Below are 14,388 nucleotides of genomic sequence, written 5' to 3'. Positions count from 1 at the left end.
ACGGTCGAAGGGGTGACCTTTCGCAGTGATAGCAGCCCTGTCCCCACCATCGTGCTCAATGACGGGAACGTGATCCCACAGCTCGGCTTCGGGGTGTTCCAGGTGCCCGCGGAAGACGTCACCGGGGTGGTGGCCGAGGCGTTGAAGGTCGGCTACCGCAGTATCGACACGGCCGCGGTCTACGGAAACGAGGAAGGCGTAGGCCGCGCCATCCGTGAGTCGGGGATCCCCCGCGACGAACTGTTCATCACCACCAAGCTGTGGAACTCCGACCAGGGCTACGACAGCACCCTGCGCGCCTTCGATACGAGCATGCAGCGCCTGGGCCTGGACTATCTCGACCTGTATCTGATCCACTGGCCCGTTCCGTCGGCCGGTCGGTACATCGACACGTTCCGCGCGTTCCAGGCACTGAAGTCGCAGGGCCGGATCGCTTCGATCGGCGTCTCCAACTTCCGGGTGACCGATCTGGAGACCCTGATCGCCGAGTTGGGCGAGATCCCCACGGTGAACCAGATCGAACTCCATCCCACGCTGTCCCAGCCTGAACTGCGCCGCTACCACGCCGATCACGCGATCGCCACCGAGGCGTGGAGCCCGCTCGGGCAGGGCACCCTGCTCGACAACCCGACCATCGCGGGCATCGCGAAGGAACTCGACCGCACGCCCGCGCAGGTGATCATCCGATGGCACCTGCAGCTGGGCAATATCGTCATCCCGAAGTCGGTCACGCCGTCGCGGATCGCCGAGAACTTCGACGTGTTCACCTTCGAGCTCGATGCCGCGGCGATGGAATCGATCAGCGGCCTGGACGTGGGCAAAAGGGTCGGCGGCGATCCGGCCACGTTCAGCCTCGGTCTGGACTGATCCCGAGGTAGTCGGTCAGTTCACGGGCGGCGGCCCGGCCCGCCCGGTTGGCGCCGATCGTGCTGGCCGAGGGTCCGTAGCCGATGAGATGGATGCGCGGATCGACAGCCACCTGGGTCGCCAATCGCCCGGTCATGGTGATCCCGCCGCCGGGTCCGCGCAGCCGCAGCGGCGCCAAATGGTCCAGTGAGCTGCGGAAACCGGTTGCCCACAGAATGACATCGGCGGCCTGGAAACCGCCGTCGGCCCATCGCACGCCGGTCGGCTCGATCCGCTCGAACATCGGCGATCGACGCAGCGCACCGCGCTCGCGCGCTGCCCGCAAACGCTCGTCGAGCGGCAAGCCGGTCACCGAGACGACCGACCCCGGCGGCAGTCCGGCGCGCACGCGGTCCTCCACCAGGGCTACCGCGTCACGCCCGTCCTGCTCCGCGAACGGCGTTTCCCGCCACCGCGGCTCCGACCTGGTGACCCATGTGGTGGAAGTCACGAGCGAGATTTCGTCGAGCAATTGCACGGCCGAGATACCCCCACCGACGATGACCACATGCTTGCCGGCGAACTCGTCGGCGGTCCGATAGTCGCGCGTGTGCAATTGGCGGCCCGCGAAGGTGTCGGCGCCCGGATATCGGGGGATGAACGGGCGCTCCCAGGTGCCGGTGCCGTTGATCAGTCCGCGCGTGCGCAGGGTGCCCGCGCCTTCGGTTTCGACCTGTAAGACCTCGCCTCGGCCCGCGCAGCTCTGGCCGTCAGCGGTCCGGTCACACACCACCTTCACCGTCACCTGCCGCTGAACTCGCAGGTCGAAGCGCTTTTCGTAGAGTTCGTAGTAGTGCGGCACCGCGGTGGCTGCGGGTGCCGACTCCGATCCTGCGGGCAGTGTCTCGGCGAAGGACATCCCCGGCAGATCGTGCACCCGGTTCACCGTCGTCAACGTCAGCGAAGGCCACCGGAACTGCCAGGCCCCACCGGGACCCGGCGCGTGGTCGACGATGCGGAAGTCGCGGTCGGGCACCAGCCCGAGCTTGCGCAGGTGGTAACCGGCGGAGAGCCCGGCCTGACCCGCACCGATCACGAGGATGTCGAAGTCGTAGCTCACGGCGGCATGACGCACAGTGGTGGATGCTATCGCCTTGCCGGGCGTTGTCGGTGGCCTGTGGCAGAGTGTGAACATCCACGAAATCTGCCGATTCTGGGGAGGATGCAATGCTCGGCGTGACTCGCGATGGTGACGTGATCACCATCGAATTGCAGCGCGAGGAACGGCGCAACGCGCTCAACGAGGACCTGGTCGGGCAGTTGCGCGCCGCGGTACTCGACGCGGTGGCGCAAGGTGCGCGTGCCATCGTGCTCACCGGCCGCGGGCCGATCTTCAGCGCGGGTGCCGATCTCTCGGGGGTGTACTCCGAGTCGTTCCTCGGCGGTCTGCTCGACATGCTGCACACCATCGAATCGGTTCCGGTTCCGGTGATCTCGGCGATCAACGGCGGTGCGCTCGGCGCCGGCGTGCAACTGGCGCTCGCCTCGGACCTGCGGGTGATCGAGCCCGATGCCTACATCGCGGTGCCCGCGGCCAAGCTCGGCATCTCTGTCGATCGCTGGACGGTGTCGCGGCTGGCGGCCCTGATCGGTGGCGGCCCGGCCCGCACGATCCTGCTCGGTGCCGAATCCGTCTCCGCCGCAGACGCTTACGCGTACGGTTTCGCCAACAGACTCGGCACCCTGGCCGATGCTCAGGACTGGGCCAAGTCCATCGCCGCACTCGCGCCGCTGTCGCTGCAGGCCATGAAACTGATGCTCAACGACGACGGCACCGGCGATCCGGCGAGCGCGCAGCAGCAGGCCGCGCTGGCCGCCGCGTGGGGCAGTGACGACGCGAAAGAGGGCCGCCTGGCCCGGCAAGAGAAGCGTCCGGCGAAGTTCGTGGGGCGCTGATGCGGATCACACGTCTGGCGGGTTCGGTGGCGAGCACCCTTGGTCTCGCCTGGATGGCGCGCGCGGTGTGGGGCCTGCCCACCTCGATCGGTGCGGGCCCGTCGGCCATCGCGCCGACCGCGATCGGCAAGTCCTCCTATCGCGACGGTCGTTTCCACAACACCGAGCCGAGCTCGATGCTCGCCGCCGGTGCTGCACCGTCGCTGCTGTGGTCGGGGCTCACCAAGGGACGCGTCGGCCGTCCGGCCAAGCCCGTCCCGTTGGTCACCCCGGCCGCTCCCGAGCAGGCCGCCGAACTCGCGGTCACCTGGTACGGACACGCCAGCGCCCTGGTCGAACTCGACGGCTACCGGGTGCTGGCCGACCCGGTGTGGAGTGAGCGGGTCTCCCCGTCCCCGGTGCTCGGCCCGGCCCGACTGCATCCGGTCCCCGGTGAGTTGTCGCAGGTGCCACGGGTCGACGCCGTGATCATTTCCCACGATCACTACGACCACCTCGACAAGGCCACCGTCGACGAGCTCGTTCGCACCCAGCTCGCGCCGTTCGTGGTGCCCACCGGCATCGGCGCGCACCTGCGGCAGTGGGGTGTGCCCGAGTACCGCATCATCGAACTCGACTGGGGTGGCTCGGTCTCCCTCGGTCACGACGCCGACGACCGCGGCCTCACCATCACCTGTGCCGAGGCCAGGCATTTCTCCGGCCGCGGCCTGGTCCGCAACACCACACTGTGGGCGTCGTGGGCGCTGTCGGGCCCGTCCAAGCGGGTCTACTTCGGCGGCGACACCGGTTACACGAAGGCGTTCGCCCAGGCGGGCGCGGTGCTCGGCCCCTTCGATCTCACACTGTTGCCCATCGGCGCCTACGACGAGCGCTGGACCGATGTGCACATGAATCCCGAAGAGGCGGTGCAAGCGCACGCCGACCTCTGCCTGGGCGATCCGGGCTACGGCCTGCTCGTCCCGATCCACTGGGCCACGTTCAACCTGGCCTTCCACGGTTGGTCCGAACCCGTACGGCGGCTTGTGTCGGCCGCCGAGAAAGCGGGTACCCCCGTGGTAGTGCCCAAGCCGGGCCAGAGGGTGGTTCCGAATGACCTTCCACCACGGGATTCGTGGTGGGAAGATGTGGAGTGACCCTCCTCTCGAAAGGAATGTCGCATATGAGTCTCGTAAATACGTTGAAGGGCTTGCTCGGTAAGGGCAAGGTGGCGGCCGAGCAGAACGCCGACAAGATCAATGGAGCGGTCGACAAGGCCGGTACCTTCATCGACGGCAAGACCAAGGGCAAGTACACCGACAAGATCGAAAAGGGCAAGGTCGCGGCCAAGAAAATCGTGCCGCCGCAAGCAGGCCCCGGTACTACTCCCGGCGCCACTCCCCGCACGGCTCCCGGTACCACCAACGGCACTGCTCCCGGCAACATCCCCGGCACGCCCAGGGCGGCCGGCCCCACTCCGACCGATCCGGGACCCAAGGCCTGATTCGGTGCGCGGGGACCGGTAGTCGGTCCCCGCGGCCGTTTCGCGTCGATGGTCCGCCGGGAATTTCGGGGCGCGCCGGGTGAACCGGACATCGAGGTTGAGCTCAGCAACCTCGACAAGGTGCTGTACCCGGAGACCGGTACCACGAAAGGCGAAGTGATCGCCTACTATTCGGCGATCACGGAGGCCGCGCTGCCCCATCTCGTCGGTCGCCCGGTCACCAGGAAACGGTGGCCGAACGGGGTCGACCACTCCGATTTCTTCGAGAAGAACCTCCCCGAGCACGCGCCCGCGTGGATCCACCGGGCCGCGATCGAGCATTCCAGCCGCCGGGTGGTGTACCCGCTCATCGATTCCGAGGCCGGGATGGCCTGGCTCGGGCAGCAGGCAGCGCTGGAAATCCATGTGCCGCAATGGCGTTTCGACGGTGACGAGCGTGGCCACGCCACCAGGATCGTGTTCGATCTCGACCCCGGCCCCGGTGCCGGGCTGGCCGAATGCGCGCAGGTGGCGCTGGCTGTGCGCGAGTTGGTCGCCGATATCGGCATGCGGGCTTTCCCGGTGACCAGCGGTAGCAAGGGGATTCACGTCTATGTGCCGCTGGATCGGCCGGTGAGTTCGCGTGGCGCATCCACGGTCGCCAAGCAGGTGGCCACCAATCTCGAAGCGCTGCACCCGGATCTGGTGACGGCCATCATGGCGAAGTCGGCCCGCAAGGGCAAGGTGTTCCTTGACTGGAGTCAGAACAACGCGGCCAAGACCACCATCGCCCCCTATTCACTGCGCGGTCGCGCTGAACCCACGGTGGCTGCCCCCCGGGTCTGGGCCGAGATCGAAGACGCGGATACGTTGCGCCAGTTACGTTTCGACGAGGTTCTCGCCCGCTGGAAGGCCGACGGCGACCTGCTAGCAGACCTCGATCCGCCGCTTCCCGCCGACTCCGGTCGGACGCGCCCCGATTCCCTCGCCAAGTACCGCAGCATGCGCGACCCGGAACGGACTCCCGAACCGGTCCCCGAGACAACACCCGAACCCGGCCCCGGCAATCGCTTCGTCATCCAGGAGCATCATGCCCGTCGCCTGCACTGGGATGTGCGCCTCGAACGCGACGGTGTCCTCGCCTCCTGGGCGGTGCCCAAAGGCCCGCCCACCGAGCCGAAACACAACCGCCTCGCTGTGCGCACCGAGGATCACCCGCTCGAATACCTGCACTTCCACGGCAGTATTCCGAAGGGCGAATACGGTGCGGGGGAGATGACGATCTGGGATTCGGGCACCTATGTCACCGAGAAGTGGCGCTCCGACGAGGTGATCGTCGAACTCGACGGAGAGCGGGTGGCCGGCCGCTACGCGTTCATCCAGACCAAGGGCAACCAGTGGCTGATGCACTTCATGCGCGACCAGTCCCGTCGAGAACCGATGGTGGACAGCGGTTTTCCGCGCGGCTTGTCGCCCATGCTGGCCACCGCGGGCGATGTCGAATCGCTGACTCCCGTCGACTGGGCCTTCGAAACCAAATGGGACGGCTTCCGGGTGATCGTCGAGATCGACGACGGCACAGTCACTGTGCGCAGTCGCGCGGGCAACACGGTGACTGCCCGCTATCCGCGCCTGGCTGCCCTCGGCGAGGAACTGGCCGGACACCAGGTGGTGCTCGACGGCGAAGCGGTGGTCCTCGATGACACCGGCCTCTCCGATATCTCCGCGCTGCAAGCGGATTCGGCCCGCGCGGTGTTCGTCGCCTTCGACGTGCTCTACCTCGACGGCACCTCCCTGCTGCGCAAGAAGTACACCGACCGCCGCGCCGTGCTCGAGGCGTTGGGCAGGCTGTCGCCATCGATGAATGTCACTGCGCTGCTGGCTGGTTCGGGCTCCGAGGCGATGAAAGCCAGCCGCGAGCAAGGTCAGGAAGGGGTGGTCGCCAAGCGGCTCGGTTCGGTGTATCAGCCGGGTAAGCGCAGTCAGACCTGGCTCAAGCAGCGCAATTGGCGATCGCGTGAGGTGGTGGTCGGCGGGTGGCGGCGCAGCGACAAGCGCCTGTTCAAGTCGTTGCTGCTCGGTATGCCGCACGAGGACGGCCTCATCTATATCGGCCGGGTGGGTACCGGATTCGGTGACGAACAGTCGCGCCGCATCGCCGACGAATTGGCGAAGCTGCGCCGCGACACGTCACCGTTCATCAATGAGCTGACCGCCGACGAACGCCACGACGCGCAATGGGTCAACCCGGAGCTCACCGGCACGGTCCGCTTCCAGGCGTGGACCGATACCGGACGGCTCTGGCATCCCGTTTGGGACGGTGTGACGAGCAAGCCACGATGACGCGCACCGCGAAAGCTGTGATGTTGCTACGGTAATCGCGGTAGACCCGGTGTCGAATCAACGAGGAGTGCGCGGTGGATTTCAAGAACCTGGCAGGCAAGGCGATGGACATGGCCGCCCAGCACGCGGACAAGGTCGACGGCGTCATCGACAAGGCCGGTGACGTGGTGGACGACAAGACCGGCGGCAAGTTCAGCGGCCAGGTCGATTCCGCCCAGGACGCTGCCAAGAAAGCCCTGCGCTGAATCTTTAGCGGCTGGCGCCGCGGGATTTTCGGCCCTGTGGGCCTCGAATCCGAGGGACGATACTGCGCCTTCGGCGTTCCGTCTCGTCCCTCGGATCCGAGGCGGCCGAAAACCCACTGCTGGAAGTTCGCCGGGTGGTGTCAGTTTCCGGTCATCAGTGCGGAGATCGTGTCGACGTCGGTGACCAGTGCGTTGCCCTGGAACGTGAAGTCGTCGTAGGCGCGCGCGATCGCTTCGGAGTCGCGGCCGCCGCAGGCGTCGCTGATCACCACGGGGACGAAACCCAGATCGGTGGAGTGGGTGACGGTGGGCGCGATCCCGATTTCGAGCGCGACACCGGCGATGGCGTAGGAGCCGATTCGTAGATCGCGCAGCAGGGTGGCCAGGGGTGTGCCCTCGAACGCCGACATCGACATCTTGTCGAAGACCAGCTCGTCCGCGCGCGGCACCAGTTCCGGTACCAGCTCGAACGCGGGCGTATCGCGTTGCAGAATGAAGGCCACGTCGTCGACGGATTCGGCGTTCTGCCAGCTCATCAGCAGCCGCATCCCGTACACGCCGGTCAGTCGCCGCGGCGGGAAGAAGTGCCGCAGGAAGATCACCGGATAGCCGCCGCGCCGGGCCGCTTCGACCACGCGCACGACGCGTTCGACGATCTCCTGCCCGTCGGGCAGCTGGCCGAGGACGCCGACCTGCATGTCGTAGACGATCAGCGCCATCCGGTCGGGCGCGCACAGATCGCCGAGGGTGTCGGGTATGTCGAGTCCGTTTCCTTGTCGCACCGGCGCCAGTATCGTCGTGCTTCGCGAGTCTGTCGAGACTCACCGACCCCGTTGCGAGCGACCAGGTGACCGGACTGCCGAGCACCGGAAACCGAGTCGCCCCGCCGCCGCTGTCGGCGTCGGGGCGATCGAGTAATTCAGCTGTGGCGCAAGTTATTTCGTTGCCCACTGGGTGGTTCCCGGCGGGGCGTTCCACGTGTTGATCAGATCCATGCCCGCGATGATCAGCATCGGCCCACCTGCGACCAGGGTGCCGATGATCCCGCCGACGCTGGCGCCGGTGATGAGGCCGGGAATCGCGCCGACCCCGCCCGCCGCCGCGCCGATCACGAGGCCGATGACGGCACCGATGGCCATGCCGACGAAGCTACCGACGGCGGTGGCCAGGCCGAAGGTGGAGGCGAAGTTCGCTTGCGCCGCGTAGTTCTCCGCGGGCGAGGCGACCGGTGTCAGGTTGGGCCGTGCCGCCGCGACATCCTTGACCGCGGTCAGCTCGAGCACTCGGCTGTCCTCGCGAACCGTGTGCGGCAGCGGGTATTCGAGAGCGCCGTCGCGGACCGAGAGTGGCAGCGAGATCAGGGTCGCGCCCGCCTCGTCGCGGATGTCGACCGCGCCGCCGGTGATCACGAAGGTGCCGTGGGTGAGGGTGGTGATGACGGTGTTGCCGACGAGTTCGGTGCGGTACTCGACATTCGGTGTCACCGGGTCGGCACCGGCCACGCCGGTTCCCACCAGCGCTGCCGCGAGCACCGGAATGGTGGCAGCGGCGATTTTGCGGATGATCATATGAACATTCCCATCTGGAATTCATCAGGTGTGAGGTGTCCGAACATGCGCCGTGGTAGCGATTTCCCCCGAAAATTCGTGACCGGCGCTTGAAGCTGCCTAGCTCGATATCCGTGACGAACAATAGCCCGCAGTAGGGTTTCGGGGCGGTGAATTCCGGGTATTGCTTGCGGGCTTCGGATCAGCCGATGACGTTGCTCAACACCACGGCGCCCGCGCAGACCGCGACCACGACGGCCAGGGCGATCGCATCGCGACGATGCGGTGCGCTCGGGTGTGCTGTCAGCATCCCCGTCCCGCCACGCGCCGTGATCGCCTCGCCCAGCTCACCCGCGCGCCGCGACGACACCGCCATGCACGCGGTGAGGATGTCGATGAGCGGGTTGTCGGCGGCACGGTGCAGCAGGTTGTCCTTCGGACGCAGCTTGCGCGCGGCGCGCAGCACCCGGATCTCGTCGAACAGCAGCGGGAGTCCGCGCAGGGTGAGGGCCACGACCACCGCCCACTCGTCGACCGGCAGTCGCAATTTACGCAGTGGCGCACCGAGTTTCGCGAGCGCGGGGGCGATCTCGCCCATCGGGGTGGTGAAGGCGATCAGGAAGGAGGCCACTACCAGAACCATGCCGAACACGAAGATCTGCAGGTAGCCGAGCACCGCCTTCATCCCGATCGGCGCGTTGATCAGGCCGCCGAGTACGACAAGTCCCCAGAACCACCACGGCAGCCGGGGGATCGCGCCGAGCGGCAGCCGCGCGAGCACCCAGATCAGGACCAGGAAGGCCGCGATCATGCCGAGTACCGGCCAGGACGGCAGGAACATCAGCAGCAGGCTGATTCCGAACGCCGCGATCATCTTCGTCCCCGCCCACAGGCGGTGCACGACGCTGTCGACCGGTACTTCACGCAGCAGCACTGTGCTCATGGGGTGGTGCCTTTCGGTGCGCTGGTGTGGGCCGTCGCGCCTTCGTCGCCGCGGCGACCGAGCGGCAGACCGGCCGCGAACGACGACTTCTCCAGTGCGCGTTCGGTTCTCGCGATCGCGTGACCGTCCGCCGAGACCATCACGCCGCCGTCCAGGTGTACCGTGCGGTCGCAGACCATGGACATCTCGGCGACATCGTGGGAGATGATGATCAGCGTCAGCCCCGAATCCCGCAGCCGGGCAAGCAGTTCCACGATCTCGGCACGGCCCTGTGGATCGAGGCCGGCCAGCGGTTCGTCGAGGACGACCACCTGTGGGTGACTGGCCACCATGGCGGCGAGGACAACCCGCTTGGCCTGCCCGCCGCTGAGTTCCTCGACCGAGCGGGCGGCGAGTCGGCGATCCAGGCCCACCGCGTCCAGTGCCCGACCGACCGCGCCGGAGCCGGTAGCCCGTCCACCCCAGTCGGCGATCTCGGCGCCGACGGTCTGCTTCTGCAGTTGCAGCCGGGAATGCTGGAACGCCAGCGCGACCCCGCCGACCTGCTTGTCGACCGCTGTGCCGCGCAGTTCGCAGCGTCCCGAGCTCGGCGCGATGAGTCCCGCGATGATCCAGGCGAGCGTCGATTTGCCGGAACCGTTGCCGCCGACGATCAGTAGTGCTTCGCCCTTGCGGACCGAGAGGTCGACGCCGTGCAGGGCGGGTGCCTCCCACGGCGTGCCGCGGTTGTAGGTGTGGCGCACGTCGGCGAGTTCGAGGACGGGGCCGCCCATCGGCCTGCGGCGCTGGTCGCGGGCAGGGTGCGGCCAGCTCGCGAGGTGGTCGACCGTGCGGCCGTTGGCGAGGTGGATCACCCGGTCGGCGGCGGTCGCGTCGGCTTCGTGGTGGGTCACCAGGACCACGGCGGTGCCGTGCCGGCGGGGGAGTTCGGCGAGCAGGGCGACGAGTTCGCGGCGGCCGTCGGGGTCGATCATCGAGGTGGCCTCGTCGGCGATGAGCAGGGCCGGGCGGCGGGCCAGCGCGGCCGCCACGGCGAGGCGCTGTTGCTGGCCGCCGGAGAGGGTGGCGGTTTCGCGGGCGCCCATATCGGCGAGGCCGACTTCGGTGAGCAGGGCGTCGACGTCGACCTCGGCGGCCGACTCCGCCGACAGACCCCACACCACATCGTCGGCGACCGAGACGCCGAGGGTTTGGCTCTCCGGACGTTGCAGCACCAGCGCGGTTCCGCCGATGGCACCGAGGCCCGCCGAACCCGGGCGATCCACCGCGCCCTGTGTCGGTGGTCTGCCTGCCAGGACTCGGGTCAGTGTCGATTTGCCGGACCCGTTGTGACCGACGATGGCGACGAATTCGCCCTGCCGGATGGTGAGATCGATATCGGCGAGCGCGTCGATAGCGGTGCCCTCGTACCGGTAGCCGACACCGTGCAGGGAGACCGGCAGCGGTCCGACCGGACGATCGTCGGCCGGTGCGTCGAGGCGATCGCTGCCCGGCAACCAGGCCAGCCGATCGAGTACCGCGCCGAGCACGAACCAGGAAATCACCGTGCTGACCAGCACGCCGAGGGCTACCGTGCCGCCGATGTAGATCCACCACCAGCGCAGAATCAACTCGACAGCGTCGGCGGCCATGCGGCCCAGCGGTTCCAGCGCGGAGACCTGGCCCGCCAGTTCCTCGATGCCCTTCGCGGTGTTTCGGAACGCCTCGAAGAAGAGCTCTCTGGTTCGAGCGAAGACCAGGAGGCTGCCGACGGTGAACACGCCCCAGCCCATCGCGGCGACGAGTCCGAGCCCGAGCACCGCGGGAAATCCGCCACCCCGGCGCTTCACCGTCCCGATGATGCCCGCCATGGTGGCCGCGCCCAGCACGCCGAGTGCGGGCATCACGCCCGCTGCCACGAAGGTGACCAGACCCGCCGCGATAGTGGCGGTGACCAGTGCGCGGAGACGATAGCGCTGGGCGAGTAGGCCGAGGGGGACTGCCGCGACGAGCTGTAATGCGGCGGCCATGGGAACCAGGGAGCCGACGGTGATGAGGCCGACCGTGAGTCCAGCCATCACCGCGCCGCTTGCGAGTTCGATCGGGCGCAGGGGACCGCTCGGCAGGTCCACGGGCTTGTCTCTCACGTGTCCAGTCTGCCAGGGGGTTGTGATTGCGGGTGTGGGGCTGATGTGGAGGTTGTGTGGGGTTGGTGGGATTTGTGGACTTAGGAGTGCGGTAGGGCTGCGGGTGTTGCCCGCGGGGTGTGGTCCTGGGGTGTGCGGTGGAACATGCTGGGCTTCAGGCGGGCGATCGCCACGCCGGTCAGGCACAGGGTGCCGCCGAGGAGGGCGGTGGGGGTGGGGACTTCCGCGAGGAAGATCCAGGACATGACGATGGCGAGGGCGGGGACGGCGTAGCTCGATGAGGCGGTGACGCCGGCGGGGGTGTGGGACAGGGCGTAGGCCCAGAGCAGGAAGGCGAGCCCGGTCGGGACCAGGCCGAGGTAGATGACGCCGATGGTGGTCGACAGCGGGGCTTCGGCCAGTTCGCGCGCCATTCGGGGCGCCCACGGGAGCAGGACGACTGCCCCCGCGATCGCGCCCACTGCCGTCGTGGTCACCGGATCGGTTGTTCGCAACACGAGTTTCTGTGCCACCACGCTCACCCCGTAGAGCAGTGCGGCGGCCACCGCGAGCAGGACACCGATGCGGTCGCGCTGCCCTGGCCCGGTGAACGCGATGATCGCCGCGCCGCTGAAGCTGACGGCGATTCCCACGAGGAGCAGCGGCGGGAAGCCCTCGTTGAGGAACAACCCGGCCAGCACTGCCACCACGATGGGCGCGATGTTCACCAGCAGTGCCGTGGTGCCCGCGTCGAGATGATGCTCGGCGGCGTTCACCAGCACCGTGTACAGCCCGAACCACAGCGCGCCGTACGTCAGGGTCAGCCACAGCGCCAGGCCGCGCGGCATCCGCCCACCCCGGACCGCGAGCACCACCCCCAACACGATCGCGCCGATGAGGATTCGTCCCGACGCCATCGCCGCGGGCGAGATGTACGGCGCGATGCCGCGGATGATCACGAACGACGATGCCCAGGCCAGCATCACGGCGACCAGGGCGAGAGCGGGCAGGCGTGACTTCATGCCTCTACGGTGGCCTTGTCCAGAGATAAGCACAAGCGGTTATTTGCCATCTAATATTCAGTAAGACTGAATTGAGGAGTCCGCATGATCGACACGCATCGCTTGATGATCTTCCGCTCCGTGGTCGCGACCGGCTCGGTGGCCGCGGCGGCGTCGACCCTCGGCTACTCACCATCGGCGATCTCGCAGCACCTCACCGCGCTCCAGCGCGAAACCGGCTTGCGGCTGCTGGAACGGGTGGGCCGCGGGGTGGAGCCCACCCCGGCGGGCCGGGTGATCGCGGGCGAGGCCGCCAAGGTGCTCGACGAGCTGGCCGCGCTCGGGTCGACGGTGTCGGACCTGCGCGCGGGCAAGGCCGCCCGGATCACGATCAACTCGTTCAGCTCGGCGGGCACCAACTGGATGCCCGACGTGGTCGCCACCCTCACCCACGAATTCCCCGACACCAGGGTCCGGCTCCGGATCGTCGACGAACTGGCCGCGCTGTCGGACAACCGCCCCGACATCGCCCTCACGGTCCGCCTCGACAAACCGGCCCAGGTGGCCGGCTACACCCACCACGACCTGATGACCGAGCCCTACGTCGCGGTGGTCCCCGCCGACCACGAACTCGCGACGCGCACCACCGTCGACGTCGCCGAACTCGAGCAGTACCGCTGGATCGACAACGACACCAGCCACGGACCCTGCAGGCAGGCCATGCTGAACGCTTGCGTCGCAGCGGGTTTCACCCCGCGATTCGTGGTGGAAACCACCGACTACCCGTCCGCCCTCCGATTCGTGGCGCGCGGCGTCGGCATCACCGTCGTCCCGCTCCTCGGCGCCACAGACCTGCCGCCCGGTGCCTGTGCGCTGGAACTGACCAACCCGACCCCGCGCCGCACGATCTGCGCGCACATCAAGGACTCCGAGTCCTACAACCCGGTCGTCACCCGGACGATGGCGTTACTGCGGACCGCCGCGAGTCCGGCGTGATCGGCGCCGGACCACTGGCGATCAGGCCGGTGGCGGTTCGGACAGCCAACCGCCCATCGCAACTGTGCGGAAATGCGTTGTGAGACCGAAGTTCTCGTCGATGACGTGCAGGGCGATGGCCGGGTCGGGGGCGTAGTCCATGACGCGATGGGGTGGCGTCACCTCCCACTCGCCGCCGAGCACGGAAGCGGTGCTGGGGCCGGTGATCATGGGTTTGCCCGCGAAGGTCGTGGCGATGGGGGAGTGGGCGTGGCCGGTGAGGATGCCGACGATGCGTGGGTCGCCCGCGACCACGGCGGCCAGCCTGCCGGGATCGGCGAGCGCGATGACATCGACGACGGGACTGAAGACTCGCTTGGGTGGGTGGTGCAGAGCCACCAGGACGGGCCCGGCGGGCGTCTCGGCGAGTGTCGCGCGCAGCCAGTCGAAGGTGTCCTCGCCCAGTAGCCCGGCCGATTCACCGGGGACGCTCGAGTCGAGCATGACGACGGTGAGTTCGCCGACGCGATAGACGTGGTTGATCGGAGTGGTCGAGGCGGGCTCGCCCAGCAGCGCGGTACGGAAGTTCACGCGGTCGTCGTGGTTGCCGGGCAGTAGGTACACGGGAATGTCGGTGGCTTGCAAGGCCATCCGTGCTTGCGCGTACTGCTCCGTGGTGCCGGAGTCGGTGATGTCGCCGGTGACGAGGATGACGTCGGGCCTGCGTGGCAGGTCCGCCAGGTAGCCCATCACCGCCTCCACCCGTTCGGCGTTGCGCGCGCTGAGGTCGAAGTGGGTATCGCTGAGCTGAGCCGCCAGGATCATCGGCAGTCGCTTTCTTCTCTGGGATCGCTCCGTTGCGTCAGAGTGTGCCGGTATGACTCATCAGCACCCTTCCAGGCTAGATGACCTGCGTTTATTCGTCTGCATGAGCCGTACCACGGGCCGAAACCCAAGAAGTGGTCTGT

The 14,388-nt window shown here is 67.8% G+C and carries 14 protein-coding genes; 7 read left to right on the top strand and 7 right to left on the bottom strand.

The window, feature by feature from the left end; all coding sequences use genetic code 11:
• The first annotated feature begins 12 nt into the window (after window positions 1-12).
• Complete coding sequence (locus ACLJPD_RS20235; RefSeq protein ID WP_410874103.1) at window positions 13-867, top strand: aldo/keto reductase; 855 nt, start codon at window positions 13-15, stop codon at window positions 865-867.
• Here ACLJPD_RS20235 and ACLJPD_RS20230 read toward each other — a convergent pair.
• Window positions 848-1,966 (bottom strand): NAD(P)-binding domain-containing protein, encoded by a 1,119-nt coding sequence (locus tag ACLJPD_RS20230; RefSeq protein ID WP_410874535.1) that lies wholly within the window; start codon window positions 1,964-1,966, stop codon window positions 848-850. The two genes, ACLJPD_RS20235 and ACLJPD_RS20230, sit on opposite strands and share 20 nt — an antisense overlap.
• Window positions 1,967-2,073: 107 nt before the next feature.
• Between ACLJPD_RS20230 and ACLJPD_RS20225 the strand changes: the two genes are divergently transcribed.
• From ACLJPD_RS20225 to ACLJPD_RS20205, 5 genes are all read left to right on the top strand, one after another.
• Window positions 2,074-2,802: an enoyl-CoA hydratase gene (locus ACLJPD_RS20225; protein WP_410874101.1), complete on the top strand. Its 729-nt coding sequence runs from the start codon at window positions 2,074-2,076 to the stop codon at window positions 2,800-2,802.
• Window positions 2,802-3,935, top strand: a complete 1,134-nt coding sequence (locus ACLJPD_RS20220; protein ID WP_410874099.1) for an MBL fold metallo-hydrolase — start codon at window positions 2,802-2,804, stop codon at window positions 3,933-3,935. The genes ACLJPD_RS20225 and ACLJPD_RS20220 overlap by 1 nt, the downstream gene beginning before the upstream one ends.
• 26 nt (window positions 3,936-3,961) lie before the next feature.
• Complete coding sequence (locus tag ACLJPD_RS20215) at window positions 3,962-4,282, top strand: antitoxin (protein WP_410874097.1); 321 nt, start codon at window positions 3,962-3,964, stop codon at window positions 4,280-4,282.
• Between the two features lie 48 nt (window positions 4,283-4,330).
• Window positions 4,331-6,604 carry an ATP-dependent DNA ligase gene (locus tag ACLJPD_RS20210; protein WP_410874095.1) on the top strand — a complete coding sequence of 758 codons (2,274 nt, stop codon included), beginning with the start codon at window positions 4,331-4,333 and terminating at the stop codon, window positions 6,602-6,604.
• A 74-nt stretch (window positions 6,605-6,678) separates the two neighbouring features.
• Window positions 6,679-6,849 carry an antitoxin gene (locus tag ACLJPD_RS20205; RefSeq protein ID WP_410874093.1) on the top strand — a complete coding sequence of 57 codons (171 nt, stop codon included), beginning with the start codon at window positions 6,679-6,681 and terminating at the stop codon, window positions 6,847-6,849.
• Window positions 6,850-6,989: 140 nt separating this feature from the next.
• Here the strand turns inward: ACLJPD_RS20205 and ACLJPD_RS20200 are convergent, their stop codons facing one another.
• The 5 genes from ACLJPD_RS20200 to ACLJPD_RS20180 form a co-directional block, all read right to left on the bottom strand.
• A complete protein-coding gene (locus ACLJPD_RS20200; RefSeq protein WP_410874091.1) occupies window positions 6,990-7,631 on the bottom strand; it encodes a cysteine hydrolase family protein in 642 nt (213 codons plus the stop codon).
• 153 nt (window positions 7,632-7,784) lie between these two features.
• Window positions 7,785-8,417 (bottom strand): ammonium transporter, encoded by a 633-nt coding sequence (locus ACLJPD_RS20195; RefSeq protein WP_410874089.1) that lies wholly within the window; start codon window positions 8,415-8,417, stop codon window positions 7,785-7,787.
• A gap of 181 nt (window positions 8,418-8,598) precedes the next feature.
• Window positions 8,599-9,339: a CbiQ family ECF transporter T component gene (locus tag ACLJPD_RS20190; protein WP_410874087.1), complete on the bottom strand. Its 741-nt coding sequence runs from the start codon at window positions 9,337-9,339 to the stop codon at window positions 8,599-8,601.
• On the bottom strand, window positions 9,336-11,465 hold the full coding sequence (locus tag ACLJPD_RS20185) for an ABC transporter ATP-binding protein (protein ID WP_410874085.1): 2,130 nt from the start codon (window positions 11,463-11,465) through the stop codon (window positions 9,336-9,338). Before ACLJPD_RS20185 ends, ACLJPD_RS20190 begins: the two co-directional genes overlap by 4 nt.
• Window positions 11,466-11,545: 80 nt before the next feature.
• Complete coding sequence (locus tag ACLJPD_RS20180) at window positions 11,546-12,466, bottom strand: DMT family transporter (RefSeq protein ID WP_410874083.1); 921 nt, start codon at window positions 12,464-12,466, stop codon at window positions 11,546-11,548.
• 84 nt (window positions 12,467-12,550) lie between these two features.
• On the opposite strand from ACLJPD_RS20180, the gene ACLJPD_RS20175 reads away from it, so the two are divergent.
• Window positions 12,551-13,441, top strand: coding sequence for a LysR family transcriptional regulator (locus tag ACLJPD_RS20175; protein ID WP_410874081.1), 891 nt, complete (start codon window positions 12,551-12,553; stop codon window positions 13,439-13,441).
• Between the two features lie 21 nt (window positions 13,442-13,462).
• Here the strand turns inward: ACLJPD_RS20175 and ACLJPD_RS20170 are convergent, their stop codons facing one another.
• Entirely contained in the window at window positions 13,463-14,245 is a 783-nt protein-coding gene (locus ACLJPD_RS20170; protein ID WP_410874080.1) for a phosphodiesterase, read from the bottom strand.
• Between the last annotated feature and the right edge of the window lie 143 nt (window positions 14,246-14,388).

Source organism: Nocardia sp. A7 (genome assembly GCF_046549215.1).
Lineage (GTDB): Bacteria > Actinomycetota > Actinomycetes > Mycobacteriales > Mycobacteriaceae > Nocardia.
The sequence above is the reverse complement of the archived record's forward strand: the minus strand, read 5'-3'. Positions and strand labels throughout refer to the sequence as shown.

Coding starts and splice junctions, on each gene's coding strand:
- ACLJPD_RS20180 (WP_410874083.1), bottom strand. CDS start 12,466: ATGAAGTCACGCCTGCCCGCTCTCGCCCTGGTCGCCGTGATGCTGGCC.
- ACLJPD_RS20225 (WP_410874101.1), top strand. CDS start 2,074: ATGCTCGGCGTGACTCGCGATGGTGACGTGATCACCATCGAATTGCAG.
- ACLJPD_RS20175 (WP_410874081.1), top strand. CDS start 12,551: ATGATCGACACGCATCGCTTGATGATCTTCCGCTCCGTGGTCGCGACC.
- ACLJPD_RS20210 (WP_410874095.1), top strand. CDS start 4,331: ATGGTCCGCCGGGAATTTCGGGGCGCGCCGGGTGAACCGGACATCGAG.
- ACLJPD_RS20190 (WP_410874087.1), bottom strand. CDS start 9,339: ATGAGCACAGTGCTGCTGCGTGAAGTACCGGTCGACAGCGTCGTGCAC.
- ACLJPD_RS20195 (WP_410874089.1), bottom strand. CDS start 8,417: ATGATCATCCGCAAAATCGCCGCTGCCACCATTCCGGTGCTCGCGGCA.
- ACLJPD_RS20170 (WP_410874080.1), bottom strand. CDS start 14,245: ATGATCCTGGCGGCTCAGCTCAGCGATACCCACTTCGACCTCAGCGCG.
- ACLJPD_RS20215 (WP_410874097.1), top strand. CDS start 3,962: ATGAGTCTCGTAAATACGTTGAAGGGCTTGCTCGGTAAGGGCAAGGTG.
- ACLJPD_RS20220 (WP_410874099.1), top strand. CDS start 2,802: ATGCGGATCACACGTCTGGCGGGTTCGGTGGCGAGCACCCTTGGTCTC.